Origin of the sequence: Kluyvera georgiana ATCC 51603 (assembly GCF_001654985.1) — a bacterium.
GTDB lineage: Bacteria > Pseudomonadota > Gammaproteobacteria > Enterobacterales > Enterobacteriaceae > Kluyvera > Kluyvera georgiana.
In genome coordinates, this window is sequence record NZ_LXEU01000063.1 from 48,216 (window position 1) to 70,124 (window position 21,909).

General features: G+C 51.2%; 21 protein-coding genes and 1 pseudogene. 15 read left to right on the forward strand and 7 right to left on the reverse strand.

From position 1 onward, the window contains the following. Positions 1 to 629: 629 nt before the first annotated feature. The 4 genes and pseudogenes from umuD (M989_RS15545) to M989_RS15555 all read left to right on the forward strand — a co-directional run bounded on the left by umuD (M989_RS15545) (position 630) and on the right by M989_RS15555 (position 4,486). Positions 630 to 1,067, forward strand: coding sequence for a translesion error-prone DNA polymerase V autoproteolytic subunit (umuD, locus tag M989_RS15545; RefSeq protein WP_029376740.1), 438 nt, complete (start codon positions 630 to 632; stop codon positions 1,065 to 1,067). Positions 1,068 to 1,069: 2 nt separating this feature from the next. Continuing rightward, positions 1,070 to 1,297, forward strand: a pseudogene (locus M989_RS24740) (Y-family DNA polymerase); the annotation flags it as partial. Positions 1,298 to 1,382: 85 nt separating this feature from the next. Next, positions 1,383 to 2,360 carry a tyrosine-type recombinase/integrase gene (locus M989_RS15550; RefSeq protein ID WP_023202702.1) on the forward strand — a complete coding sequence of 326 codons (978 nt, stop codon included), beginning with the start codon at positions 1,383 to 1,385 and terminating at the stop codon, positions 2,358 to 2,360. Next, positions 2,360 to 4,486 (forward strand): tyrosine-type recombinase/integrase, encoded by a 2,127-nt coding sequence (locus tag M989_RS15555; protein ID WP_006785987.1) that lies wholly within the window; start codon positions 2,360 to 2,362, stop codon positions 4,484 to 4,486. Before M989_RS15550 ends, M989_RS15555 begins: the two co-directional genes overlap by 1 nt. A 129-nt stretch (positions 4,487 to 4,615) precedes the next feature. Here the strand turns inward: M989_RS15555 and M989_RS15560 are convergent, their stop codons facing one another. Together M989_RS15560 and M989_RS15565 are read right to left on the reverse strand one after the other, a co-directional pair. Next, the gene (locus M989_RS15560; RefSeq protein ID WP_006785988.1) at positions 4,616 to 4,915 is read right to left on the reverse strand and encodes a DUF305 domain-containing protein; all 300 of its coding nucleotides are present in this window, start codon (positions 4,913 to 4,915) and stop codon (positions 4,616 to 4,618) included. A gap of 77 nt (positions 4,916 to 4,992) precedes the next feature. Further along, entirely contained in the window at positions 4,993 to 7,443 is a 2,451-nt protein-coding gene (locus M989_RS15565; RefSeq protein ID WP_006785989.1) for a heavy metal translocating P-type ATPase, read from the reverse strand. 259 nt (positions 7,444 to 7,702) lie between these two features. Between M989_RS15565 and cadR the strand changes: the two genes are divergently transcribed. From cadR to arsC, 4 genes are all read left to right on the forward strand, one after another. Further along, the gene (gene cadR, locus M989_RS15570) at positions 7,703 to 8,161 is read left to right on the forward strand and encodes a Cd(II)/Pb(II)-responsive transcriptional regulator (RefSeq protein ID WP_006785990.1); all 459 of its coding nucleotides are present in this window, start codon (positions 7,703 to 7,705) and stop codon (positions 8,159 to 8,161) included. A gap of 262 nt (positions 8,162 to 8,423) precedes the next feature. Next, on the forward strand, positions 8,424 to 8,777 hold the full coding sequence (locus tag M989_RS15575) for a metalloregulator ArsR/SmtB family transcription factor (RefSeq protein WP_006785991.1): 354 nt from the start codon (positions 8,424 to 8,426) through the stop codon (positions 8,775 to 8,777). A 96-nt stretch (positions 8,778 to 8,873) separates the two neighbouring features. Next, complete coding sequence (locus M989_RS15580; protein WP_006785992.1) at positions 8,874 to 10,157, forward strand: arsenic transporter; 1,284 nt, start codon at positions 8,874 to 8,876, stop codon at positions 10,155 to 10,157. Between the two features lie 49 nt (positions 10,158 to 10,206). Next, positions 10,207 to 10,635 carry a glutaredoxin-dependent arsenate reductase gene (gene arsC / locus M989_RS15585; RefSeq protein WP_006785993.1) on the forward strand — a complete coding sequence of 143 codons (429 nt, stop codon included), beginning with the start codon at positions 10,207 to 10,209 and terminating at the stop codon, positions 10,633 to 10,635. A 56-nt stretch (positions 10,636 to 10,691) separates the two neighbouring features. On the opposite strand, the gene arsH is transcribed toward arsC, so the two are convergent. The 4 genes from arsH to M989_RS15605 are packed head-to-tail and all read right to left on the reverse strand — an operon-like array spanning position 10,692 to position 13,551. Beyond that, the gene (gene arsH, locus M989_RS15590) at positions 10,692 to 11,414 is read right to left on the reverse strand and encodes an arsenical resistance protein ArsH (RefSeq protein WP_006785995.1); all 723 of its coding nucleotides are present in this window, start codon (positions 11,412 to 11,414) and stop codon (positions 10,692 to 10,694) included. Next, positions 11,411 to 11,746 (reverse strand): ArsR/SmtB family transcription factor, encoded by a 336-nt coding sequence (locus tag M989_RS15595; protein WP_006785996.1) that lies wholly within the window; start codon positions 11,744 to 11,746, stop codon positions 11,411 to 11,413. The genes arsH and M989_RS15595 overlap by 4 nt, the downstream gene beginning before the upstream one ends. A 48-nt stretch (positions 11,747 to 11,794) precedes the next feature. Continuing rightward, positions 11,795 to 13,027 (reverse strand): MFS transporter, encoded by a 1,233-nt coding sequence (locus M989_RS15600; RefSeq protein WP_023202698.1) that lies wholly within the window; start codon positions 13,025 to 13,027, stop codon positions 11,795 to 11,797. Continuing rightward, complete coding sequence (locus tag M989_RS15605; protein WP_020899215.1) at positions 13,024 to 13,551, reverse strand: GNAT family N-acetyltransferase; 528 nt, start codon at positions 13,549 to 13,551, stop codon at positions 13,024 to 13,026. The genes M989_RS15600 and M989_RS15605 overlap by 4 nt, the downstream gene beginning before the upstream one ends. A gap of 98 nt (positions 13,552 to 13,649) precedes the next feature. Here M989_RS15605 and M989_RS15610 point away from each other — a divergent pair, with 98 nt between their 5' ends. The 7 genes from M989_RS15610 to M989_RS15640 all read left to right on the forward strand — a co-directional run bounded on the left by M989_RS15610 (position 13,650) and on the right by M989_RS15640 (position 20,871). Further along, positions 13,650 to 14,549, forward strand: coding sequence for a LysR family transcriptional regulator (locus M989_RS15610; protein WP_006786000.1), 900 nt, complete (start codon positions 13,650 to 13,652; stop codon positions 14,547 to 14,549). A gap of 193 nt (positions 14,550 to 14,742) precedes the next feature. Next, positions 14,743 to 15,183 carry a translesion error-prone DNA polymerase V autoproteolytic subunit gene (gene umuD / locus M989_RS15615; RefSeq protein ID WP_006786002.1) on the forward strand — a complete coding sequence of 147 codons (441 nt, stop codon included), beginning with the start codon at positions 14,743 to 14,745 and terminating at the stop codon, positions 15,181 to 15,183. Positions 15,184 to 15,224: 41 nt separating this feature from the next. Then, complete coding sequence (gene umuC / locus M989_RS15620; protein ID WP_023202697.1) at positions 15,225 to 16,499, forward strand: translesion error-prone DNA polymerase V subunit UmuC; 1,275 nt, start codon at positions 15,225 to 15,227, stop codon at positions 16,497 to 16,499. A gap of 37 nt (positions 16,500 to 16,536) precedes the next feature. Then, a complete protein-coding gene (gene umuC, locus M989_RS15625) occupies positions 16,537 to 17,583 on the forward strand; it encodes a translesion error-prone DNA polymerase V subunit UmuC (protein ID WP_254889019.1) in 1,047 nt (348 codons plus the stop codon). Between the two features lie 152 nt (positions 17,584 to 17,735). Further along, on the forward strand, positions 17,736 to 18,281 hold the full coding sequence (locus M989_RS15630; RefSeq protein WP_020899213.1) for a hypothetical protein: 546 nt from the start codon (positions 17,736 to 17,738) through the stop codon (positions 18,279 to 18,281). Between the two features lie 60 nt (positions 18,282 to 18,341). After that, the gene (locus M989_RS15635; protein ID WP_064546784.1) at positions 18,342 to 19,040 is read left to right on the forward strand and encodes a hypothetical protein; all 699 of its coding nucleotides are present in this window, start codon (positions 18,342 to 18,344) and stop codon (positions 19,038 to 19,040) included. Between the two features lie 931 nt (positions 19,041 to 19,971). Next, positions 19,972 to 20,871 (forward strand): integrase domain-containing protein, encoded by a 900-nt coding sequence (locus tag M989_RS15640; RefSeq protein ID WP_006786007.1) that lies wholly within the window; start codon positions 19,972 to 19,974, stop codon positions 20,869 to 20,871. A 68-nt stretch (positions 20,872 to 20,939) separates the two neighbouring features. On the opposite strand, the gene M989_RS15645 is transcribed toward M989_RS15640, so the two are convergent. Then, positions 20,940 to 21,557 carry a recombinase family protein gene (locus tag M989_RS15645; RefSeq protein ID WP_020899211.1) on the reverse strand — a complete coding sequence of 206 codons (618 nt, stop codon included), beginning with the start codon at positions 21,555 to 21,557 and terminating at the stop codon, positions 20,940 to 20,942. Positions 21,558 to 21,909 lie beyond the last annotated feature (352 nt).

Sequence of the window (21,909 nt, forward strand, 5' to 3'; positions counted from 1 at the left end):
GCCCTGCAGCGTCGTACCATCCCCATCCATGCTGGCCATCACGATATTTTCCATAACCTGGCTGCTCTTCCATAAAGTTCTCACATGGTGCATTTTCACTTTCGGAGAGATGTTTTCTATGAGGTGAGAGCACGGCACTAATGAGAAACAATGATCCAAAAGTGAGGATTACAAAACATGCAATGGGTATCATTGGGATATGCCCACACCAAGACGGTAGACGATGAGTAGCCGCCCACGACACACACCGTTTATCCCAGTTTAATAGAGTAGTTCTGGCTCGTTTCCATATACCCGCAAAACGGACGCCACGATTCCAGGCGCGTTTCTCTTGAGACTGATACATCACCCCCTCCGAATTACGTGAATTCTAAAGGGACTATAGCGGAATTTTTGTGCAATTACGAACATCCATGATACCTGACTGAGAACACTAATTAATTCTTTAAAACTCATCAGGTTACTTTTTTCCAAATAGTTACAGCTTGTCATCGTTGAAAATGCATTATTATACTGTATTTATAAACAGTATAATTTGAGGGGGGCGAGTTATGCCAATTCCTTTAGAACAGACGATGTGTTGGGATAAAAGTTCGCAGAAAAATTCAGCAAACACACCGGTTTTGATGATGGCGGCGATAGCCAGACTTACAGGTAGCAATCCATCACTGGCATGTGTTCCTTTGTTTGGCGATGGGGTTTCATGTGGTTTCCCTTCTCCCGCTCAGGATTATGTTGAAAAGCGTCTTTCCCTGGATGACCTTTGTATCCGCTATCCAGAAAGTACTTACCTGGTGCGAGCAGAAGGGGATTCGATGCGTAACGCCGGTATCAGAGATGGAGATTTATTAATAGTTGAATGTATTCGTGAGGCCAAGCACGGTGATATTGTCATTGCAGCTGTAAATGGAGAGTTTACCTGTAAACGACTGCAGTTGTTGCCTTCTCCAGCCCTGTTGCCAGCTAATCCCGCATATTCAGCTATACCCCTGACTGACGACATCGAAACCGTTGTCTTCGGTGTGGTACGCCATCTTGTGCATTCATTCAAGTTTAGGGGCGCTTAGCAGTGTTCGCCCTAGTCGATGTTAACTCATTTTACGCTTCCTGCGAGACAGTTTTCAGACCAGATCTCCGTGGCAAACCTGTGGTGGTGCTGTCTAATAACGATGGCTGCATAATAGCCCGTTCCTCAGCAGCAAAATCACTTGGGTTAAAAATGGGCGATCCCTGGTTCAAGGTTGGTCGTGAGGCTGAGAAAAAGGGTGTTGTAGCATTTTCAAGTAATTACAGCTTATAGTAAGTTAAATGGAATGCAACATCTTCGGTATAAACTTTAATCAGTTGTTATGAACTGAAAGGGGAAGGCCGTGAACACTTCCATGCATTCCGCATCTGCTCTTCTGCTGACTGAGCAGTGGCTTACAATTCTTTCGAATTTAGGAAGAGCCAGCGCAACTATTAAAGCCTATCGAAGTGCCCTGACGCATTTTTTTGCCTTCTGTGAAATACACGACATTGCTCCTGAAAGAGCTTCCTTTGAAGACATTGCAGGATATATCCGACCTCAGCTCCCTGATATGCCGTCGTCCGTTGCAAGCGCCACGCTCCAGTTGCGCCTTTCAGCTCTTCGTCTCTGGTATGACTTTCTGGTTTATCAGGATATTTGCAGTCTCAACCCGTTACCCCGTTCGGGTTTGCCTGGTGCCATTTATACCGGACGCGGCCTGATCCCACGTATCAACCGACTCCCCGTTATTCCCGATGACGGGGAGTGGCTCAGGTTCCTGAAACACGTTTCTGCAGCGCCTCTGCGTGACCGACTGATGCTTGCTCTGGCTTATTATGGGGCGCTCCGACGTACTGAAGTGACGGCTCTGAGGCTTGAGGACATTGACCTGGCTCATCGCCTGATACGCATCCGGGCAGAAACGACGAAAAACAGACGGGAAAGAATGGTCTGCTATAGCGCCGACGTTGCGCCGGTACTGGCAAACCATTTTCAAAAGCTACGGCTGGAAGGCTGGTCAGGCGGTGCTTTGTTCCGTTCCGTCTCTGACCGTAATTACGGCGCTCCTCTCTCTTTCTGGAGCTGGAGTAAAACCGTACGGAAATGGGCGGCAGAGACTGATCAGCCAGACATCACCACGCATACTTTTCGTCACCTCCGGCTGACGCATCTGGCACGGGCCGGATGGAAACTGCATGAACTGGCTACTTATGCAGGGCACAGGGACCCACGTACAACACAAATTTATATTCATCTGTCGGGAACGGATATGGCTGCCCGCATGGCTGCTGCCGTCGCTGAAACCGACCGTAAGATTGCAGGGCTTATCTTTCAGGCGGGAGCCGTGTGATGAAAGCAGAAACAGGAATTCATAAAATTTATGTCCCCTTCAGGCGTTCAGATTATCAGCTGAATAATGTGTTAAGCATTGAAGAGCTTGAGGCATTAAGCACAGGGCACAAACGTATCTCTGCTTTGAGCAAGCAAGGTCCGCTGTCATCTTTACTGCGGCCACTTCAGGATATTGCCGCCCGCAGCGGTACGAGTGACAGACTCGTCAGGATTATCATTCCTGTCGTGCTGGCGGAAATACACCGGACAAGGAAACCCTGCTGGCTGTGGGATTCGGAAAAGTGGCTGACGTTGTGCCTGCAGCACCGTTCCGGCAGGCCCCTTATTGCGGCATTTGCCTTCCATCTTGGCCCGTTTCCCTCACCGTTCGACCTGCCGCATCATGGTGCTCCGTCGTTGTACGCCTGTGCCATCTATGGCCGGGACATTTTCATTCAGGAACTCAACCGGCTGACTGATACGCTTGTCTCGCTGGGATACAAACGACAGAACCAGAAAAACGCCCTGTCAGCCCTGCTGGGCATACTGATGATGATGAACAATAATCCTGAGCTTGAAAGCTTCACAACTGAACTCCTGTGGCGCGCGCAGAATTATCACGATCGGGGAATCGCACGAACAGTAGGCAGAGTTTCACATGCGCTGGCCGCAATGGGCATCCTCAAAAGTGCCGTACGTATGCGCAATTACCGTGAGTGGCACGAAAAACCCACAGAAAATATTGCCACAGAGTGGGTAACGTGGTGCCGGCGCTGGAGAGAAACGTCGGTGCTTCGGCCCCGGTCCAGAGAGAGCCAGTACAGCTTTATCCTCCGCTGCGGTCTGTGGCTCGCCCGCGAGCATCCGGAAATTCGCTCGCCGTCCGACTGGACAATGGAGATCTGCGCCAGCTTCATTGCTGCAATCGGAAGAATGAAGGTTGATGAACTTTCACTGGGTACAGAACGTGGGGTGCGCCGCTCTCCACGTTCCGGAGAGCCCATGCTGCCAAATTCCCGTGCCGGTTTCGTGTATGCCGTTCGTCGTTTTATGTTTGACTACGAACTCTGGGAATGGGGACGTCTGAAATTCAGTCCGGCCCGCCATCTCTCCACACCTGATACACCGCTCTTTCGTCAGGGCGTCAATCCGCGTGTTATTGATGATCCTGTATGGCTGAAACTGGTCTGGGCAAGCCTGAATCTGCGTCAGGAAGATTTGCTCAGTGAAATTCACTACCCCCTCTCTATGCTGCAGGCTATGGCAGTCATCTGGACGCATGCAGGGCTGCGTCAGAATGAGCTGATGCGCCTGACCGCTGGCTGCATCATTCCACAATCGGAAGATATTAACCGGGACGACGGCAGTACCATTCCTGCCGGGACTCTTTGCTATCTGAACGTGCCGGCCGGCAAGACATCTAAAGCCTTTGTTAAGCCGGTTTCTGCAGTGGTGAAAAAGTATGTCGATATCTGGCTGGCAGAACGACCAGAAGAACAGGCAGCTCTGACGGATGAACGCACCGGTGAAAAAGTCCGTTTTCTGTTTCAGTACCGGGGCAAACCGGTGGGAAGAGACATAATAAACCGCACCGTTATTCCGGTTCTCTGTGCCCGGGCAGGAGTGCCTGAGGAAGACAGCCGGGGCCCCATTACCAGCCACAGGGGACGCGCATCGGCCGTAACTGCCCTGGCCAGTGTTCCTCAGGGCATGTCTTTATACGAGCTGATGCAGTGGTCAGGACACTCTTCGCCGCAATCCACCATGCATTATATTCGAATACGCCCGACGCAGCTTGCTGCCTCTTTTGTTAAAGCTGACCGGGTAGCGCACATGATAAGCGTGCTGATTGATCATGACCCCGCAGCAACCAGCCTCACGGGACCTGCGACATATTATGATCTGGGCGACTCTTTCTGTACTAATCCCTTCTGGAGCAGTTGCCCGCACCGTATGGCATGCATCGGATGTGATTTTAATCTGCCAAAGAGAAGTGCAAGAGGACTGTTACTGGAAAGTAAGGCATCGGTAAAACATTATCTTGAAGAAGTGCCACTGACGCCCGATGAGAAAGAAGTAATAGAAGGTGATGTGGAAAAACTGAACGCCGCTCTTATGAAAACAGATATCCCACGTATTCTGTAGCAGGCCCTGACCGGAATTCACTTTATGTGTGTGAAGGACGGCGTAGTAAGGAGCTGCTACGCCGTAACGAAAGTAATAAAAAAGAGCTTATTTACTGAGCCATACTTCCATCTGCCGTATTTCTTCTTTCTAGGCGCTGATAATGCTTTCAGCCATCTTCCGCATTGCCGGTGATTTACCATAACGGAGTTCCGTTTCGGCCATGGCAATGGCTCCTTTGTGATGTTCAATCATGCTCCTGGCAAATGCCCTGTCTGCATCCGGGTCCTGTACGGCCTTTATCATTCCTTCGTGCATATTATTCATGCCGTCCATATAGGCCTCAGAAGACGGTGACATTCCGGCATGGTTTCCGTGTACTGCCTGCGCAGCCGTTGCCGGAAACACGACTGCGAGCATCAGCAATAAAATCATGTTACGCGGTTTCATACTCTCTTCCTTTATCGGAGTGCAGATTAGCGGCTATTTTCAGGTGCCTGTCTTTACCGGAAGAGCAGCCAGACAGGTTACTTACGCAACAGGCGCAGACCGTTTGCCACGACAAGCAGGCTTGCCCCCACATCCGCGAATACGGCCATCCACATGGTCCCCATACCTGCAATGGTCAGGGCCAGGAACACTGCCTTGATCCCAATAGCCATAACGATATTCTGAACCAGAATGTTATACGTCTGCCGGGAGAGTCGGACAAAAGCCGGAATTTTACGCAAATCATCATCCATGAGGGCCACATCGGCAGTCTCGATGGCGGTATCCGTGCCCATTGCACCCATGGCAAAGCCGATATCGGCGCGGGCCAGCGCCGGTGCATCATTGATGCCGTCGCCCACCATGCCGGTCGTGCCCTGCGCCGTAAATGTTTCTACAGCACGCAGTTTATCTTCCGGCAGTTGATCCCCCCGCGCCTCATCGATACCAACCTGACCGGCAATGGCCTGCGCAGTGTGCGCATTGTCTCCGGTCAGCATGAGCGTTTTAACACCCAGACTATGCAACTGACTTATCGCCTCGCGGCTGCTTTCCTTCACCGTATCAGCCACCGCAAACAGCCCTAGCACCTGATGAGTGTCACAGAGCATGATGACCGTTTTACCCCCGGTCTCCAGTTCCGTTAGTGCAGCCCTGACCGCTTCCGGACAGCGCACCGTTTCTTCAGCCAGCCTCAGATTGCCCAGACTGTAGGTTTGACCGTTGATGACGCCGCGCACGCCGCGGCCTGGCAGAGCCTCAAAGTTTTCCACTTCATAACGCTGAATGCCATCTGATGCCGCCGATACAGCCTGCGAAACCGGATGATCGGAGTAACCTGCCAGGCTCACAGCCAGACTGCGCCCCTCATCTTCTGCCACCCCGGTATAGATAATCGCATCCGTCTGTACCGGCTTACCGTGCGTCAGGGTGCCGGTCTTGTCGAGCGCCAGCCACTTCAGCTTTCGGCCTTCTTCAAGATAAACGCCGCCCTTGATCAATATCCCCCGGCGGGCTGCTGCCGTCAGGCCACTGACAATGGTCACTGGCGTGGAAATGACCAGCGCACAGGGGCAGGCGATAACCAGCATCACCAGCGCCTTGTAAATCCACTCCTGCCAGCTTTCACCTGCAATCAGCGGTGGGAGAACGGCAACTGCGACGGCAATAGCAAACACCACAGGGGTATAAATTTGTGCAAAGCGATCAACAAAGCGCTGCGTAGGGGCTTTTGCCCCCTGCGCTTCCTCCACGGCATGAATGATACGCGCCAGCGTGGTATTTCCGGCAGCGGCCGTTACACGGTACTCAAAGCCACCGGAGCCGTTGACCGTCCCGGCGAAGACCGGGTCACCTTCCCCTTTATCCACCGGCAGACTTTCGCCGGTAATAGGTGCCTGATTAATGGCGGTCCTGCCCCGGACCACCGTGCCGTCGAGAGCGATACGCTCGCCCGGTTTTACCCTGACCACGCTGTTAAGGGATACAGACCTGGCCTCAGTTTCTTTCCAGGAGCCGTCCGGTTGCTGAACCGTGGCCGTTTCAGGCGTCAGCTTCATCAGAGAGCCGATGGCATTGCGGGCGCGATCAAGAGATTTCGCTTCAATCAGTTCCGCAATCGTGAACAGCACCATTACCATGGCGGCTTCAGGCCACTGTCCGAGCGCCAGCGCCCCGGTGACGGCAATACTCATCAGGGCGTTGATATTCAGGTTGCCGTTGCGAAGAGCAATCCAGCCTTTTTTGTACGTGGACAGGCCACAGGCCGCAACGGCAGCCAGAGCAAGAGCCGCTTCCAGCCATTCCGGCATGCCCGCCCAGTGCATGGCTTCGGCGGCGATTGCCGCCACACCGGCAAGCGCGAGCGGCCACCAGTGTTTTTTCTTTTCCTCAGTGACCGCGTGCCGGCCATTACTGTCAGGAAGTTCAGGTTCAAAGCCCAGAGAACGAATGGCGGCCAGAACCGGCTCCAGCGTATCCGGTGCGTGAACCACCGTCAGTACACGCTGCATAAGATTGAAATCCAGTTCCTTGACGGCTGACATGCCGTCCAGCTTTTTACGGATCATGCCCTCTTCAACCGGGCAGTCCATCTGCATGATCCTGATACTGGTACGCACCCCGTCAGCGGTCACCTGCTGCGTCTGCAGCTCACCGAATGTGACAGGGGCAGGCGAGCAGCAGGAACCGCCGGTATTTTCCGCCTCACGGCCTGAGCAGCAGCTGCCTTCAGGCTGCATTGCTTTATCAATCGGTTCCGGGTCAAAACCCAGCGAGCGCACCGCCTGCAGAACCGGTTCCAGCGCCTGCGGTGTATGGGTCACGGTAAGCACCCTCTGTATCAGATTGAATTCAAGATTGCTGACGGCAGGTAATTTTGCCAGTTTTTTTCGGAGGAGCGTCTCCTCCGTCGGGCAGTCCATCTGCATGATGCGCAGACGCGTCTGAACGTCATCGTTGCGGGGAAGCTCTGCAACCGGTTCGGACATCTGGCTCAGGCCGTCCGTTGAGCAGCAGCTCCCGGTGCTGCAACAGGCCGGTGTGGTCTGAGTCGTTTTTGGTGGCATTTTCCCTGAAGCCTCAGTCGGGGCAGTGGCGGTATTTTTAACAGACGCCTCCTCTCCGGTTGCGGCTGATCCACATTTTTTATTACTGCAGCAGTCACTCATTTTTTTATCCCGTTCATAACGTATACTGGCATTAAAGACCCTGATGTAACTACAGGGTCAAGCTCAGAAGAGGTGTGATATGAAAATTGGTGAACTGGCCCGCCAGGCGGGATGTCCTGTAGAGACGGTACGTTATTATGAGCGAGAGGGGCTTCTGCAGGCCGCATTGCGGGACCAGACTAATAACTACCGCCATTACGATAGCGCACATCTCGAAAGGCTTATGTTTATCCGGCGCTGCCGGGCGCTCGATATGACCCATGAAGAAATCCGGGTGTTGCTGCAGGCGCGCAGCCAGCCAGACGCAGACTGCGGTACGGTTAATGCCCTGATAAATGAACATCTGAACCACGTTCAGGCCCGTATTCGTGAACTAAATATGCTGGAAAAACAACTATTTGAGCTCCACAGCCACTGCAATGCCAACCGGGCAACACGGGACTGCGGTATTCTGCGCGAACTGGAGCAGGCAGAAGAGCCTGAGGATATCGTGCCGGTTATCACTGCAGGTCATCTGGCCGGAAGCCACTCTTACTGATGCTGCTTTCTGCCATAAGTAGAACGGTTCACTAAAGAAACAGGCTTTTTTTGTGATGTTACTTCGTCATGCCCGACCATTAAGGCAGCTGAAAGTGTGCTGCCGTTAAAATCTGTGTGATATCGTTTAACCGCTATTCCCTCATTAAGCTGTACTGAAAAGCCTGTAAGCACGTCAAAACATATATGAATTTATAAATATAAAGTTGACCTTTCGTCTGCAGCAGACGAGACTTGTTGCTGTCCGCCACGAAGGAGAAATTATGCCGTCACTGCTGCCCCTGCAACTTTTTAAGAATCTTTCTGACGAAACCCGGCTCAGCCTGGTGCTGTTGTTGCGCGAAAAAGGGGAGCTTTGCGTCTGCGAGCTTGTATCTATCCTGAAAGAAACACAGCCAAAAATATCGCGGCACCTGGCCCTGCTCAGAGAGAGTGGACTGCTTATCGACAGGCGCGACGGCAAGTGGATCCATTACCGGTTATCGCCACACATGCCTGCGTGGGCAGCAGCGGTCATTGAGCAGGCATATCTGTGTCAGCGGGATGAAATTCTTCATCTCAGTCAGCAGGCTGAGCGTGATAACGCAACCACCAACGGCAAAGCTGTCTGCATGTAAAAATTTTATCTAAACACATTCGATTAAACGCATATATTTACAGGGTACAGTTAGCAGCCCGCTTCAACGGGCAGTTATAATTAAGAAGGAGAGGGTATGTTTCTGGCGGGTGCGATTTTTATTCTGACGCTGGTACTGGTTATCTGGCAGCCGAAAGGACTCAGTATTGGCTGGAGTGCCGTTATCGGCGCCGCGCTGGCGCTGCTGACCGGCGTAGTACAAATCGGGGATATTCCGGTGGTCTGGCAGATTGTCTGGAACGCCACGGCCACGTTTATTGCGGTCATCATTATCAGCCTGCTGCTCGATGAGTCCGGCTTTTTTGAATGGGCCGCGCTGCACGTTTCCCGCTGGGGAGGCGGCAGGGGCCGGCTGCTGTTCACGTATATCGTTCTGCTGGGTGCGGCAGTGGCGGCGCTGTTTGCCAATGACGGAGCCGCGCTAATTCTGACGCCGATCGTTATCGCCATGCTGCTGGCGCTGGGCTTCAGCCCCGGGGCCACGCTGGCGTTTGTGATGGCGGCCGGGTTTATCGCCGATACCTCCAGCCTGCCGCTCATCGTGTCAAACCTGGTCAACATCGTCACGGCAGACTTCTTTAAACTGGGTTTCAGCGAGTATGCCTCGGTGATGGTGCCGGTGAATATCGCGTCCGTGGCCGCCACGCTGGTGATGCTGCACCTGTTTTTCCGCAGGGACATCCCGGACACTTACGACCTGGCGAAGCTGAAGGCGCCGCGTGAGGCCATTCGCGATGCGCGTACCTTTAAAACCGGCTGGATTGTTCTCATCCTGCTGCTGATCGGCTTCTTTGCCCTCGAACCACTCGGCGTGCCGGTCAGCCTTGTGGCCGCGGTGGCGGCGTTTATTCTCTGGCTGGTAGCCCGGAAAGGCAATGTGATTGATACCGGAAAGGTACTGAAAGGTGCGCCCTGGCAGATCGTTATCTTCTCGCTGGGCATGTACCTGGTGGTATACGGACTACGCAATGCCGGGCTAACTGATTACCTTTCTGCCGCCCTGAACCGGTTTGCCGAGCATGGCGTCTGGGGCGCAACGCTCGGCACCGGCTTTCTGACGGCGGCGCTTTCATCAGTCATGAACAACATGCCTACCGTGCTGGTTGGCGCGCTCTCCATTGACGGCAGCACCGCTCAGGGCGTGGTGAAGGAGGCGATGATTTACGCCAACATCATCGGCTGCGACCTCGGTCCGAAAATCACCCCTATCGGTAGCCTCGCTACCCTGCTGTGGCTGCACGTCCTGGCACAGAAAAACATAACCGTCAGCTGGGGCTACTACTTCCGCGTGGGCATCGTGATGACCCTGCCGGTACTGTTTGTGACGCTGGCTGCGCTGGCCCTGCGCCTGTCTGTTTAACCTTAACCCCGGAGCTGTGCCTGTGCAGCGCCTTTATGGAGTAACGCTCATGACTGACATTACCATTTATCACAATCCGGCCTGCGGGACGTCCCGCAATACCCTGGCGCTTATCCGCAACAGCGGCACCGAGCCCACGGTGATTCTGTATCTGGAAACACCGCCGTCGCGCGACGAGCTGAAAAAGCTGATTACGGACATGGACATTAGCGTGCGTGCCCTGCTGCGTAAAAATACCGATCCCTACGAGCAGCTCGGCCTGGCTGAAGACCGGTTCAGCGATGAAGAACTGCTCGATGCGATGCTGGCTCATCCGATCCTCATTAATCGTCCGGTGGTGGTGACGCCGCTGGGAACGAAGCTCTGCCGCCCCTCCGAAGTGGTTCTGGGCATACTGCCGGACCCGCAGAAGGGAGCGTTTACCAAAGAGGACGGCGAAGCAGTCATTGATGAGCAAGGGAATCGCGTCAGCCACTGATGTTTCCCTTGGCTGTGACAGGGAAAATGTGAAAAAGCCGGCAGATGCCGGCTTTTTTATATGCTGCGCTGGTTTACCCGCTCAGAGAGCTGCGCAGCACTCTCCTTCCTTTCGCTGTAGCGGTCGGTGAGATAACCACTACGACCGCGCGTCAGCAGGGTGAACTTCATCAGTTCCTCCATGACGTCCACTATGCGGTCATAATACGGAGAAGGCTTCATGCGGCCGTCCTCATCAAACTCGGCCCAGGCTTTTGCAACGGATGACTGGTTCGGGATAGTGATCATCCGCATCCAGCGCCCAAGAATACGCATCTGGTTTACGGCGTTGAAAGACTGTGAGCCTCCGCTGACCTGCATGACAGCAAGGGTTTTCCCCTGCGAGGGCCGGACCGCCCCGGACGTCAGCGGTATCCAGTCAATCTGCGTCTTCATGATGCCGGTCATGGCACCGTGACGCTCAGGAGAGCACCAGACCATCCCTTCAGACCAGAGCACTAGCTGGCGCAGCTCTGCGACCTTCGGATGCGTCTCAGGTACATCATCCGGCAGCGGCAGGCCGGACGGATTGAATAACTTCACCTCCGCGCCCATGGCCGTCAGCAGCCGTGCGGCCTCTTCCGTGGTGAGTCGGCTGTAAGAGCGCTCCCGAAGCGAACCGTAGAGCATCAGTATGCGGGGCGGATGCGCCACCTCTTCGGCCTTTAATTTCTCTTCCGAAAGGGGCGTATCCAGGAGTGTCAGATCGATATTGTTCAGGGCATCATTCACGTTATTCACAATGGAGTCTCTTTATGGGAAATCTCGGTAGACAGGCTGCAGCTACTGCCACCGGCGCAGCACTCTTCAGTGAGAAAAGCCATCAGCTGCTCAAGCTGCGCATAGCAAGGTCTGCAGAACAAGGTACGACTCTGCCGTTCCTGGCTTATGAGTCCAGCGGACATCAGCGCTGAAAGATGATGGCTGAGCGTGGAGGCAGGAATCTCAAGGTGCTTCTGCAGTTCGCCAACCGGCAGGCCTTCATGACCAGCCCTGACCAGCTCCCGGTATATGCGGAGACGTGTCGGGTGGCCCAGTTCTCGAAGTGCGTTTGCTGCGGTGTGTAAATCCATGCGGCCTCCTTTAACTATATTTCCAGAATAATAGAAATATGGAAGCCGTCAAACATTTTTTTCGTGAAGGGTAGATGCTCCATGGTCCCGGTTCTGCACAACAGAGCCAGAATGACGCTGCCAGAGGACCACAGAAATCGCCGTAATGATCAGGGTCAGGATGAAGGAAAAAAGCAGCGTGCCGGGTATACCGTAGCGCTCCAGCAGTATGGCATACGCAGACGGAGCCAGTGCCGCGAGAAAAAATGCCGGCGACATCAGTATTCCTGTTTTGCGGGCGTACTGCTGCGGATCAAACAGCACAAGAGGAAGTACGGCCTTCACGATCGTATTCAGTCCGTTTACGGCCCCATAGCCCAGAACGAAAAAGGCTGTAGCCACAGGAGTAATGCTGCCTGCAAGGCCGGTCAGAAAACAGAGGGGAAGCAGGATACCGGTTATAAGGTTCAGGCGTATCGCGGAGATTCGTGCACCTGAAACTACACCCAGCAGACGGGCACCTAACTGCCCCACTCCCCACAGCATGCCAGCCAGAGCAGGCACGCCATAAGAGGCCAGTATCCGGGGAAAATGTGTGGACACGCCGGTGGAGACAAAGCTTATCAACGCTATCAGAGTGGCATACCACAGGCCGCTGATGAGTGCTTTTGTGTCCTCTGATGTTGCTGTTGCGTCAGCCGAATGGCCGGATCGCCCTGTTACGGGAAGTTTTACCCGACTGCCTGCCGGAACGGCAGTTAAAAAAAACAGGCTCAGCAGGCCCGCACAGCCATAAATGATGACGGCATGCCGCCAGTCGGTGACGTGAAGAAGCGCTGCGCCAGCAGGCCAGAAAGCGGCCGACGCGAGACCGCCCAGCAGGGTGACCAGAGAGATTGCCTTGCGAGCCTCTGCGCCTGCGGTTTCCACAAGCATGGCAAAAGCGGCGTCATACAGAGCAAGCCGCATGCCCGCGCCTGTCAGGATCCAGACGGCATCCCACGCTAATGTTGAATAGGTAAACGCCATCAGAAAACACCCGATGGTTATAGCCAAAGTTCCCGCCATCATCAGGGTGCGTCCACCGGTACGGGCCATTACGGGACCGATAAGCGGTGAAACCAGCCCCATAACGAGCATGGCAACGCTCAGGCCGGAGAATGTCTCACCGGAAGACCAGCCTGTTTCCGCCATGATGGCGGCTCCGAAGACACCCGGCATGTAGAACGTAATACCCCAGTTGATAAGCTGCGTCATGCCGATGCAGAAAATGGTGCGGCCTGTCAGATATCCTTGTGTCATTCTGTACTTTCCGGAAGCGTAGCGTCGCCATGCCCGAGCGTACGCTGCAGGATAACCGTATCGAGCCAGCGCCCATGCTTGAATCCTACAGACCTGAGGGTGCCAGTGATGCTGAAGCCTGCAGCGCGGTGAAGAGCAAGGGAGGCAGTATTTTCACTGTTCCCCACCACCGCTACAAGTTGCCGAAAACCACGGGCTTCTGCCCATCCTACTGCACGGGATAGCAGCATTTTTCCAATGCCCCGCCCCTGATACGTGGCATCAACATATACAGAGTCTTCCAGAGTAAAGCGATAGGCGCACCGTTCCCGGTATAGAGACAAATAGCAGTATCCTCGAACAATTCCTCCGTCAACCGCCACCAACCAGGGCAGTCCTGCTGCATGTACCTTTTTCAGCCGGGCTGCCATTTCAGCCTCACCCGGCGGTTCGGTTTCAAAAGTGGCGGTGCCGTGTAATACGTGATAAGCATAAATCTGTTGTATAGCGGGAATATGTCGTTCATCTGCTTCGGTTATTTCCATCAGTACAGCTCCCTTTCAGATCAGAAACAGAGACTAACCCGGATGAATCATTTCAGACAGGCAGCAGGGCTTATCAGCGTTATGAGGAAAACTTTGGCATGGCAACACTGAACCTCGATCATCTGGCTACCTTCAGGCTGGTCATCAGCCGGGGCAGTTTCTCGGGGGCGGCAGAAGTACTTGGCTTGTCGCAACCGGCAGTGAGCCTGCAGATAAGACAGCTGGAGCAGACGCTTAAGGTCAGGCTTATTGAGCGAACCAGCCGGGGAGTAAGACCAACGACTGCCGGTTTGACTCTCGCTGAACACTGCATGAAAATTGATGCGGTGGTAAGCGGAGCGGTTGAAGCGGTTTCCCTGCATTCAGACGAAATAACCGGCACCGTTACTGTCGGCACAGGCGCAACAGCCTGTATCCATCTGCTACCTCACTTACTGCAGCAACTTCGACAGACCCATCCCCTGCTGAAGGTGGATGTACGCACAGGCAATACTTCAGATATTGTACGGGGAGTGGAGGAAAACCGTATAGATATTGGTCTGGTAACGCTGCCGGCAGCCGGTAAATGCCTGAGTGTCAGCCCGCTGGGTACGGATGAGTTTGTTGTAATCATGGAAAAGGACACCTCGGAGCAGAGTGCAAAACCGCTGTCTCCTGATACCCTTTTGCCACTGCCGCTGATTGTATTTGAACCCGGAAGTGCCACACGCGATCTGATTGACGGATGGTTCAGCGATGCAGGGCATACTGTCAGCCCGGTTATGGAGCTTGGCAGTATTGAAGCCATTAAAAGGATGGTTCGTTCCGGCCTGGGTTACAGCATCGTTCCCCGTATGTCCGTTGCAAGTCATGAAGAAAGGCAGGGTCTCAGTCTTTACTCAGTAACGCCATCGCTTCACCGGACTCTGGGGACAGTGATGCGGGAGGATCGGATTGTCAGCAGGGGCATAAGTGAAGTACTGAACAGACTAAGTAAGATCTTTCCTGAATCAAAATAAATTTTTAACATGCCCTGACACAGAAAGTCCTGATAGCTGCTTGTTTTACGAGCTGTCGTTCCGCTATAAATTCAAATAAATCAATAGTCCATTATTTTAATGATATTTGTGTCGCCCCACGCTTCTTGCTTCGTCCGTAAAGTCAGACAATACTACTGTAAATACGTACAGCATTTTGACAGGGATTTTTGCTATGTTTCACGCCTTTGAGTTGATGCACCCGGCGGATAATCCGCCGCCCAGCTACAGGCCCCTTTTCCTGGAACGCGTACCCTGCGGTTTTCCCTCTCCTTGCCAGGACTATGCGGAGCAGGAACTCGACTTAAACGAATATCTAATAGCCCACAGGGCAAGCACCTTTTTCCTGCGCGCACAGGGCAACAGCATGCAGGATATAGGACTTTACGACGGCGATCTGCTGATAGTCGATCGGGCACTCAGGCCTGAGCACGGCGACGTGGTTATCGCTGTACTGTACGGCGAATTTACGGTCAAGCGCCTTCTTATTACCCAGAAAGGGCCGGTATTGCAGCCGATGAATCCCGCCTATCCTGTTATTATCCCAGACCCGGATACCCTGGAAATTTTCGGCGTAGTGGCGCACTTCGTGCACACTCCGCGCCGGAGAAACTGATATGTGCGGGTTATCTACACACGGCGGAGATCATGATGTCCATGTTCGGCCTGGCTGACGTTAATTCATTCTATGCCAGCTGCGAGACGCTGTTCCGCCCGGACCTGCGTGGCAGACCTGTGCTAGTGCTCAGCAACAACGACGGATGCGTCATTGCACGCTCCGCTGGCGCAAAAGCGCTTGGCATCAAAATGGGTGCGCCATGGTTTGAGGTAAAAACACAGGATTATCCGGAAAAGGTGCACGTGTTCAGCTCCAATTACGCGCTTTATCACAGCCTCAGCCAGAGAGTAATGACCGCGCTTGAAGAGATAACGCCACGCGTCGAGCAGTACAGCATTGATGAGATGTTTCTGGATCTCACCGGTATTGACGGCTGTGAGAACTTCGAAACTTTTGGCCGTCGCCTGCGTGCGCATGTCTTTACCACAACGGGTCTCACCGTCGGTATCGGCATGGGGCCGACCAAAACACTGGCAAAATCGGCCCAGTGGGCGGGCAAGGAGTGGAAGCAGTTTCGCGGCGTACTGGCGCTTACGCCAGGTAATCCGAAACGTACTGAAACCCTGCTGGCTAACCAGCCCGTTGAGGAAATATGGGGCGTGGGACGGCGTATCGGTAAACGACTCAACCTTATGGGCATCGAAACTGCTCTGCAGCTATCACGCGCGCGTCCGAAGTTCATTCGCGATAACTTTTCCGTGGTGCTGGAGCGCACCGTACGCGAGCTGAACGGTGAATCATGTATTCCGCTCGAAGAGCTGCCACCGGCAAAACAGCAGATTGTCTGTAGCCGCAGCTTCGGCGAGCGAATTACCTCAAAAGTCGCTATGCAGCAGGCGCTGTGTCAGTACGCTGCGCGCGCAGCGGAAAAACTGCGCGGGGAACGTCAGTACTGTCGCAACATCGGTGTGTTTATCCGGACGTCGCCACACGCAAACGGTGAGGTTTTTTACGGGAACAGCGCTGGTGAGAAACTGACGCTGCCAACACAGGACACGCGTGACATTATTGAATCTGCGATGCGATCACTTGACCGTATCTGGCTTGAGGGTCGAAGGTACATGAAAGCAGGTATCATGCTTGATAACTTCACTCCAAACGGTGTAAGCCAGCTCAATCTGTTTGAAGATAACCAGCCGCGGGCCAATAGCGCACAGCTGATGAAGGTACTGGATGATATCAACCAGTCCGGAATGGGAAATGTATGGTTTGCGGGCCAGGGCATTAATACCGAATGGAAAATGAAACGTGAAATGCTAAGCCCTGCTTGGACCACGCGCTGGTCTGACATACCTAAAGCGCGCGTGCTTTGAGTCGGTTACTAATTAAGCTGTTGAAATTGTATTCCACATAAATGCTGATATGTCAGACAGAGTGATGACTATTTTGCAGTTACTGACTCCGCGTGTGGAAATTTACAGTATCGATGAAGCTTTTTGTGATCTTACGGGTATGCGTAATCTGTTATCGCTTGAGGTGTTTGGCCATCAGATACGTGATCAGATTAAGCGAAGAACACATCTGACTGTGGGAGTGGGAATAGGCCCTACAAAAACGCTCGCCAAACTGGCTCAGTATGCAAGTAAGCGCTGGCCCGCAACGCGAGGTGTGGTAGATCTCAGTGACAGACAGCGTCAGCGTAAGTTAATGGCTTTAGTACCAGTTGAGGAGGTCTGGGGTATAGGACGGCGGCTGGGTAAAAAATTACAGTTTATGGGCATTAACAATGCACTTCAGCTGGCTGAGCTGTCGCCTTCATTCATTCGTAAACAGTTCTCAGTAGTTGTTGAGCGCACGGTCAGAGAGCTGAACGGTATTCCTTGCCTCGGTTTAGAAGAATTTACTGCCCCAAAAGAACAAATCATATGCTCCCGATCTTTTGGAGAAAAACCGTCGGACGAAGTCAGCCTGCATCAGGCCATTTGCGCTCATGCTGAACGTGCAGCAGAAAAACTCCGTGCAGAGCATCAATTTTGTAAACGGGTAGCAGTTTTCATCAGTACCAGCCCTTTCTCAGAAAATGAGGTGTTTTATAAGAATCAGGCGGTAACAGAGCTTGCTGTACCCGCTCAGGATTCACGGGATATCATTAACGCGGCTATAAAGGCATTTGATACGATATTTGTACCAGGGCACCGTTATCATCGTGCTGGCGTGATGCTCACTGATTTCCGAAGCGCTGCCGTATCTCAATTGACCCTTTTTGATGACTTTCAGCCTCATCGTAACAGCGAAGAGCTGATGACATTAATAGACAGCATTAACCATTCAGGCAAAGGCTCTGTTTGGTTTGCAGGGCAAGGTATTAAAGATGCATCTATGGGCTGGAAGATGCGCAGAGAAAGGCTTTCCCCCGCCTTCACGACTAAGCTAAGTGATATAATTAAAGTGAAGTGAGCTTCCTTTTTACGCCCAGCCATTTGGTATACCTCATCATTGACTTTCATTATACAATACGGCAGGGTTTTACAGTCTGTTACAATGTGACGGAATAGTAAGTCGTACTAAAGCTGTTATTTTCACGGTAAAAATAGGGAGAAAAAAGGAATATGAAGGGTCTATATACTATTTTAATACTACCTGTTCTCGTAACAGCTTGTAGTATGAATGATATAGCAACTACAAACCAGAAAATCAGTGATGGTGCCTCAGGAATAATGAATTCCCTGAGAGGTAACTCCTCAGGAAATGATGAGCAGCGTATGAAAGTATCTCCTTCAGAAAAAAAAGAATCGACCTCTAAAAGTTATACTGTACCAGTAGATGTTGATACTGCAGCAGCAAGAATTAAAAGGAAGTTTAAGTTTATCTCTAATGATGAACTGAGATCAATTAGAGAAAAAAATAACGATGGCGAATGGACTGCCAGCGCAATTACCGATAGTAATCAGGAATGGGATGCGATGACTGGAAGTTATTATAAAATGGGCTCAGATTGGGGCGACTATGATGATCACCTAACTATTGAGCTAGAAAAAAATGGGTCAGGTAGTCGTATTCATATAACGTACAGTTCTTCTTCAAAGCAAAGACTCGCAAGTAGCGGCTTGCAGGATTTAATGCAAAATATTAAGAATGTAGCTGAAGGGAAGTAACTAATTATTAAGGGTGTGGATATTGCTATATCCGCACTCATAAATCTATAAGGAGTAAGTGTGTTTAATCTCTTGTCCTATTTCCATAATAAATATAAAGGCCGAATTATAGAGTGTGACGAAACTCTGGATTACAGAGCCAACTTTGAGCATGCATTAAAATTTACAAAAGGGCTGGGCTTTAATGAAGGTTCAATAACGGATTTGAAGGATGGTGAATTGGATTATCATAATATGATGGCAAAAGTGTGTCATGAAGCAGAAGTGGATAGCTTCTCTTTTTCAGCAGGGCAATGTCTCAAGTGGTGTCATTTCCTTCAGCCATATTTTGAATCCGCACTTGGCTGTAAAATTTGGACGACAGTCGGTCAATTATGGAAGGGAGATAAATGGCTTTATAATCCCACATATGATGAATTTGAAAAATGGTCCAGCAAGGGATTTCAGCCCGAAGATTTTTCTGAGACGCCTGCTCTAAATCTTCATGCCTGGTATACAACAGATACTGGTCATTTGATTGATATTTCATATCTGAGTACTCTTTCAAATGTATTTCCTGATTGCCATGAATATACTGGAGGTGTGCTGGTAGGTAAGCCAAATGATATTTTTCCTGGCTATCAATACGTACCTATAGTCGTTGGGCAAGGTATAGTAGAAAAAATTCAAAGCAAATCTTTTATACCTTTTCTTGCTAATGACGTTGAGGATCTAATGTCTGTTGGAATGGTGATATATGCAGACCCTAACAATGAATAATATAAGAAAGTTGACGATCATCTGAGGCGTTGCTAACATCACCAGTGCATTAGAAGTCGCTACGGCGACCATCCAAAACCCCTGTAACCTGAGAGGGGTGCCTTCGGGCGGTTACCAGCCAATGCTTCAGCGGTCTGAGAGAAGCGCCTTCGGGTGACTGCCAGCTAATGTCCCACATACCTGAGAGGGACGCCTTATGGCGGTAAACCCGTTTAACCTTTGAAAACGGGGGCCACTAATGTGGATAAGGTCACCGACCAAAAACTGGCCGGCTAACGCCTCAATGATTCACATCTTCCTGATGTTGAATTGTCATTAAAGGAGCTGAATCAGGCTCTGATCTTTCACTACGTTATGATTCTTGCCAGGGATACGCCCTGAGTTTCGTACGACTTTTGCATCGACGGATAAGGCCATTTGGCACATTTGGCCGCTTACGGAGTTGCATTAGGAGCACGAAGCTGCGCGGCGTCACTTGTGAAGTGGCGAAGACACTACCAAGTGACGCGCGCAGCGCATAACGTCTCAACCCACGTACGACGTGGTTTTCAACGTTTTACTACCATCTGACCAACATGTAGTCCGTGTTAGTACGGTATTAAACTCACTTTTACATCAACGTAAGCACGACGGAAGGCCGTCTGAACGTTCAATTATCAGTAAGGAGGAAATCGACTCGGTATCGATGGCGACACTACGAACAGTAGTGTTGGAGGCAGCTTGACGTAAGTCAGCTCTGCATAAGCAGCAAACAGATCAGAGATCTGGGGTGCCTCGCAAGAACTCAACAATTCGCCGCCCCGATGCACAGATACCAGTTGAGACGCAGGAAGCGCAAAAGCAACCGTGTCGTCGGGGATGAATTACTGGGGTACAGATCCGTCCGCTTATTTACAAGCCGAGGGACGTGTATCCCTGTGGAGATATAGGAATGTCCAGATTCAGTAAACAGCTGTGCAAACAACTTGTCACACTTGCTCGTCAGGGAAGGGGAAGTTATAAAACTGTGGCTGACCGCTCAAGAATTGCAGAACGTTTTTCTGAACGTCTGTCTGAACTGAATATTCAGATTAGGGACGTAAAACATATCAAAACTTCCCATATTGAAAAATATATTGAGAGCAGGAAGGCAGACAGTTTGTCTCTCAGGACGTTACAGAATGAGATGTCTGCTATCCGCTCTGTTTTATTATCAGCAGGAAGAAATAAACTGGCCGATCCCAATCATACCAGCCTGAGTAATCAGGCCCTGGGAATTTCTGGTGCTAACCGGGATGGCACTAAACTTCCTATTACAGATGAAAAACTTAATGCGGTTGTGAATTTTGCGCTTAAAAAAGATGAAGGTGTTGCGCTCGCGGTACAACTTTCAAGATACCTTGGATTGAGAACAGAAGAAACCGTGCAGTCCGCAAAGTCGTTAAAAACATGGAAGCAGTCATTGATTAACAATAATGAGCGTGTCCGTGTTGTTTTCGGGACTAAAGGCGGGCGGCCGAGAGAAACAACAGTTTTCAATCGTGAAAAAGTTTTATCAATTCTTGATAAGGCAATTCATTATGTCAGTGAACATAACGGAAAACTGATTGATAAACCTTCTCTGCATACTGCAATAGATCGTTACCGAAATATTGTACGAGAGGCAGGGATGAATGGTAAAAATGCCCCGCATAGTTTGCGTTACGCTTATTCACGTGATGCTGTAAATCATCATATTAAAAATGGAATGAGCCGCGACGAAGCTGAAGCATTAGTATCGATGGATTTGGGGCATGGAGATGGCCGTGGTCGTTATATTAAACAAGTTTATTTTCGCGGTGAAACAGAATAAGTTGTTTCTTTACTGAATTTTCAGGACGTAGCGCCACAGCTCATTCAGGGCTGTGGCTTTTCTAAATTTCAATCCGTATCTTTACATGCTCGAATAACTGTCATGCGTGAAACGCCGGCGAGCCTTGCCGTTTCATTTATTGATTTTCCGTTTTTCTTGCGAAGCGTTCTAATTAACTCATGTTTTTCCTTATCTGCTAGCCTCCCCCTGTATTTCCCTTTTTCCTTGGCGGCTGTAATTCCTTCCATCTGCCTTCTGCGACGATCTTCATAATCTTTACGGGCGATAGCAGCTAACATGTCCAGCATCATATTATTCACTGCCCGGAGCATACTATGAGTAAAGTCATAAGCTGATGGTGTGGACAGGGCAATGTGACTTGTAGGCAAATCAAGGCTTATTATTGAAAGCGATTTCTCATTAATCATCTTTTTTAAAGATTCCCAGCCATTATCATCCAGGCGTGAAAGCCGATCTACTTGTTCTATAAGTATCGCATCCCCTGGCTCTGTATCCTGAAGCAGTCTCATCAGTTCCGGTCGGTGCAATGCTGCGCCTGAAGCATTTTCAACATACCAGCCAGCAATGCGATGATTGTGTTGTTGAGCAAAGTCCTTGAGCCTCGATTTTGCACGCAGTGCATCCTGTTCCTGAGTTGAAGCACGAAGATATCCAAATATAAACAAAGTTCCTCCGGCAGTAACATTAAAATAGTCACATTCCAATCGGTATCATTTAAGTGGTAACTTATTTATATTCTACCAATAAACTGGATAGTATTTAATAGGTATACCCATTTGATACCCAGGTTGACATAATCACTATTTGCTCTGAAAATAGACAGGCTTACTTGTTGCTACATGCAACCAGCTAATGCTCCGGCAGTCTGAGAGGAGCGCCTTCGGGTGACTGCCAGCCAACGTTTTACCGGTCTGAGAGAAACACCTTCGGGTGACCGGAAAATCCTCGCAGCCTGAGAGAGGATACCTTCGGGTGGTAAATCCGTTTAACCTCTGGAAACGGATATTGAATCGCCAT

Coding starts and splice junctions, on each gene's coding strand:
- umuD (WP_029376740.1), top strand. CDS start 630: ATGGCGGCGATAGCCAGACTTACAGGTAGCAATCCATCACTGGCATGT.
- M989_RS15550 (WP_023202702.1), top strand. CDS start 1,383: ATGCATTCCGCATCTGCTCTTCTGCTGACTGAGCAGTGGCTTACAATT.
- M989_RS15555 (WP_006785987.1), top strand. CDS start 2,360: ATGAAAGCAGAAACAGGAATTCATAAAATTTATGTCCCCTTCAGGCGT.
- M989_RS15560 (WP_006785988.1), bottom strand. CDS start 4,915: ATGAAACCGCGTAACATGATTTTATTGCTGATGCTCGCAGTCGTGTTT.
- M989_RS15565 (WP_006785989.1), bottom strand. CDS start 7,443: ATGTCCGAACCGGTTGCAGAGCTTCCCCGCAACGATGACGTTCAGACG.
- cadR (WP_006785990.1), top strand. CDS start 7,703: ATGAAAATTGGTGAACTGGCCCGCCAGGCGGGATGTCCTGTAGAGACG.
- M989_RS15575 (WP_006785991.1), top strand. CDS start 8,424: ATGCCGTCACTGCTGCCCCTGCAACTTTTTAAGAATCTTTCTGACGAA.
- M989_RS15580 (WP_006785992.1), top strand. CDS start 8,874: ATGTTTCTGGCGGGTGCGATTTTTATTCTGACGCTGGTACTGGTTATC.
- arsC (WP_006785993.1), top strand. CDS start 10,207: ATGACTGACATTACCATTTATCACAATCCGGCCTGCGGGACGTCCCGC.
- M989_RS15595 (WP_006785996.1), bottom strand. CDS start 11,746: ATGGATTTACACACCGCAGCAAACGCACTTCGAGAACTGGGCCACCCG.
- M989_RS15600 (WP_023202698.1), bottom strand. CDS start 13,027: ATGACACAAGGATATCTGACAGGCCGCACCATTTTCTGCATCGGCATG.
- M989_RS15605 (WP_020899215.1), bottom strand. CDS start 13,551: ATGGAAATAACCGAAGCAGATGAACGACATATTCCCGCTATACAACAG.
- M989_RS15610 (WP_006786000.1), top strand. CDS start 13,650: ATGGCAACACTGAACCTCGATCATCTGGCTACCTTCAGGCTGGTCATC.
- umuD (WP_006786002.1), top strand. CDS start 14,743: ATGTTTCACGCCTTTGAGTTGATGCACCCGGCGGATAATCCGCCGCCC.
- umuC (WP_023202697.1), top strand. CDS start 15,225: ATGTTCGGCCTGGCTGACGTTAATTCATTCTATGCCAGCTGCGAGACG.
- M989_RS15630 (WP_020899213.1), top strand. CDS start 17,736: ATGAAGGGTCTATATACTATTTTAATACTACCTGTTCTCGTAACAGCT.
- M989_RS15640 (WP_006786007.1), top strand. CDS start 19,972: ATGTCCAGATTCAGTAAACAGCTGTGCAAACAACTTGTCACACTTGCT.